The following is a 2426-nucleotide window of genomic DNA, read 5'->3' as shown; positions in this document are numbered from 1 at the left end:
GTTGTATCCCTTTTTTTTGGAGTATTCGTCTACCATCCATGCCATTATCTGGGCGTTTGTACCCACGTCTGGGGCTGGGATGTCCACCACGTCGCCTATCAGCGGGGCTATGGCTCTGGCGTAGCCTCTCGACAGCTCTTCAAGCTCCCGCTGGGAGAGCTTCTTGGGGTCAACCCTAACAGCCCCCTTAGCCCCGCCGTAGGGAAGACCCGCGAGGCTGTTTTTAAGCGTCATCAAAACAGCCAAAGCCACGTCGTCGGCAAGAGTAACCTCAGGATGAAAACGAACACCACCCTTAAAAGGACCAAGAGCGTCACAATGCTGAACACGATAACCCTCGAAGTACTGGATCTTTCCATTATCCATCTTTACGGGGATGTTGACGATAAGGATGCGCTTAGGTTTAGAAAGAGCTTCGTAAAACTCCACAGGCAGGCCCCCCAGCTCCACGCCGCGTTTTATCATATATAAGGTGTTTTCTAGAAAAGCCGTCGTTATGTAAGCACCTCCCGTGTGGCTCATCAAGAGCTACTTTTTCTCAATTTAAAAATTTTAATTTACATAAAAAGAATGTAGAACTATATATCGCGGCGTGGCCCACGCCGGAGGTATGAATTTAATAAGAGCTCCATGTAGCTACGTGGCGTTGTATCTAGGCGTCGACGTCGGGGCCACGTGGACTAGAGCCGTTATTGTAGACACTAATGCCCGTGTCTTAAATAGAGTAAAGATAAAGACGGGCGTCAACCCGCTCGCCGACGTGGCCGCGGCGGTGGAAAACTGGGAGTTTGACAGTATAGGAGTAGGGTCAATAGGCCCGATGGATCTCAGAAGCGGCTGGGTGGTTAATTCGCCTAATTCGCCCTCTAGGCAGTTCCCACTCGTAGATCCGCTGAAGAGACTTGGAAAACCCGTAGTGGTTGCTAACGACTGCGTCGCCGCGGTGTGGGGAGAATACGTCTTTAGACACCGTGTAGATAACCTAGTCTACATAACACTGTCAACCGGCGTGGGGATAGGGGCGATCGTCAACGGCACCCTACTCCTCGGCAAGGACGGAAATGCACACGAGCTGGGACACGCAGTTATCGACTTCCGCCAGGGTAGGCCATGCGGTTGCGGTGGAGTCGGACACTTCGAGGCGTACGTGGGAGGCGCCAACATGCCCAGGTGGTTCCACGAGGTGACGGGAGAGAGGCCGGCGGAGCCGGCAGAGATATTTAAACGGCACAGAGAGGGGGATCCAAAGGCGAGGCAGTTCGTCGACATGTGGCTCGAGGCACTCGCCGCAGGCGTGGCCACCGTGGTGGCCGCATACGACCCAGAGCTGTTGCTAATGGGGGGCTCAATAGCGCTGAACAACTGGGACCTCATATCACAAGAGTTGCCAAGACGGCTCAGGAAATACCTAGGGGTGAGGCCGCCTGAGATAAAACAAGCCTCTTTCGGCGACGACGAGGTGGCCATCGGCGCCGCCGCGCTCGCCTACAGGATACCAGACAGCTTGAGGAAGTTTGGATACCCTAGATAGAAAAATTTAAATCTGGCCAGAAGCGGGTGCGTAGTATGGTGAGGCGCTTTAAACGCGCTGTTAAGTACAGGAGGGGCTCACGCACCCACGGCTGGGGCAGAGTGGGGCAACACAGAAAAAGCGGCGGCTCAGGCGGCAAGGGCATGGTGGGGTTCCACAAACACAAGTGGTCTCTCGTCATGAAATACGGCGAGAGCGGCACCGGCTGGCCCTTCTACGGCAAGCACGGGTTCAAACAGCCACCCCCCATCTCAATCCAGTGGAGGCCTATAAACGTCGGCACGCTGTCTGAGATAATTAGAGAGATGAAACAAAGCGGGAAGGCCGTGGAGGAGGGAGGCCGGTATGTCGTAAACCTCCTCGATCTGGGTTACAACAAGCTCCTCGGAGGCGGCTCGATAGATATACCGGTAATTGTATACACCCCAGTGGCCAGCAGACTAGCCGTAGAAAAGATTGAAAAGGCGGGCGGAGAGGTTAGGATTATATCCGCCATACACAGGTGATGGATTTACTAACTCTCCTACCGACCGTCTCCAGACCGCCCCGCCGCCTCCCACTCTCCAGAAGACTATTCTGGACGGCCGTCGTAGCCGCCGTCTACATCTTAATGACTATCACCCCGCTCTATGGAATACAACATCAAACTAGACAAGGCTCCCAGCCGGCGCAGGAGTTGCTCTCGATAATTTTCGGAACTGCCTACGGCACCTTAGCGCACCTAGGTATCGGCCCAATAGTCATCGCCGGCATTTTGCTAGAGGTATTCGCCTTCTCCGGCTTATTAAACCTCGACTTGAATAAACGTGAAGATAGGTTAAAATTCACCCTGTTGCTAAAGTGGGTAGCCCTCGGCATAGCCGCCGTGGAGGCAACCGCGTACGTGCTAGGCGGC

The 2426-nt window shown here is 54.4% G+C and carries 3 protein-coding genes and 1 pseudogene; 3 read left to right on the top strand and 1 reads right to left on the bottom strand.

Annotation, left to right across the window (positions count from 1 at the left end; translation table 11 throughout):
* Window positions 1–522: Glu/Leu/Phe/Val family dehydrogenase (locus tag ACP5J3_RS13275; protein WP_428496122.1), on the bottom strand; the 522-nt coding region annotated here is incomplete at its 3' end.
* An 88-nt stretch (window positions 523–610) separates the two neighbouring features.
* On the opposite strand from ACP5J3_RS13275, the gene ACP5J3_RS13270 reads away from it, so the two are divergent.
* The 3 genes and pseudogenes from ACP5J3_RS13270 to ACP5J3_RS13260 all read left to right on the top strand — a co-directional run.
* A complete protein-coding gene (locus tag ACP5J3_RS13270) occupies window positions 611–1531 on the top strand; it encodes an ATP-dependent glucokinase (RefSeq protein ID WP_428496121.1) in 921 nt (306 codons plus the stop codon).
* Window positions 1532–1566: 35 nt separating this feature from the next.
* Entirely contained in the window at window positions 1567–2037 is a 471-nt protein-coding gene (locus ACP5J3_RS13265) for an uL15m family ribosomal protein (RefSeq protein ID WP_428496120.1), read from the top strand.
* Window positions 2037–2426 (top strand): annotated as a pseudogene (locus tag ACP5J3_RS13260) (preprotein translocase subunit SecY); the annotation flags it as partial. The gene ACP5J3_RS13265 and the pseudogene ACP5J3_RS13260, both read left to right, overlap by 1 nt.

Source organism: Pyrobaculum sp., from assembly GCF_049971835.1.
GTDB lineage: Archaea > Thermoproteota > Thermoprotei > Thermoproteales > Thermoproteaceae > Pyrobaculum.
Note: the sequence above shows the minus strand (reverse complement) of the source record. Positions and strands in the feature narration are given on the sequence as shown.

What these genes read in the sequence shown, in the direction of transcription:
- ACP5J3_RS13265 (WP_428496120.1), top strand. Translation starts at nt 1,567, where the DNA reads ATGGTGAGGCGCTTTAAACGCGCTGTTAAGTACAGGAGGGGCTCACGC.
- ACP5J3_RS13270 (WP_428496121.1), top strand. Translation starts at nt 611, where the DNA reads ATGAATTTAATAAGAGCTCCATGTAGCTACGTGGCGTTGTATCTAGGC.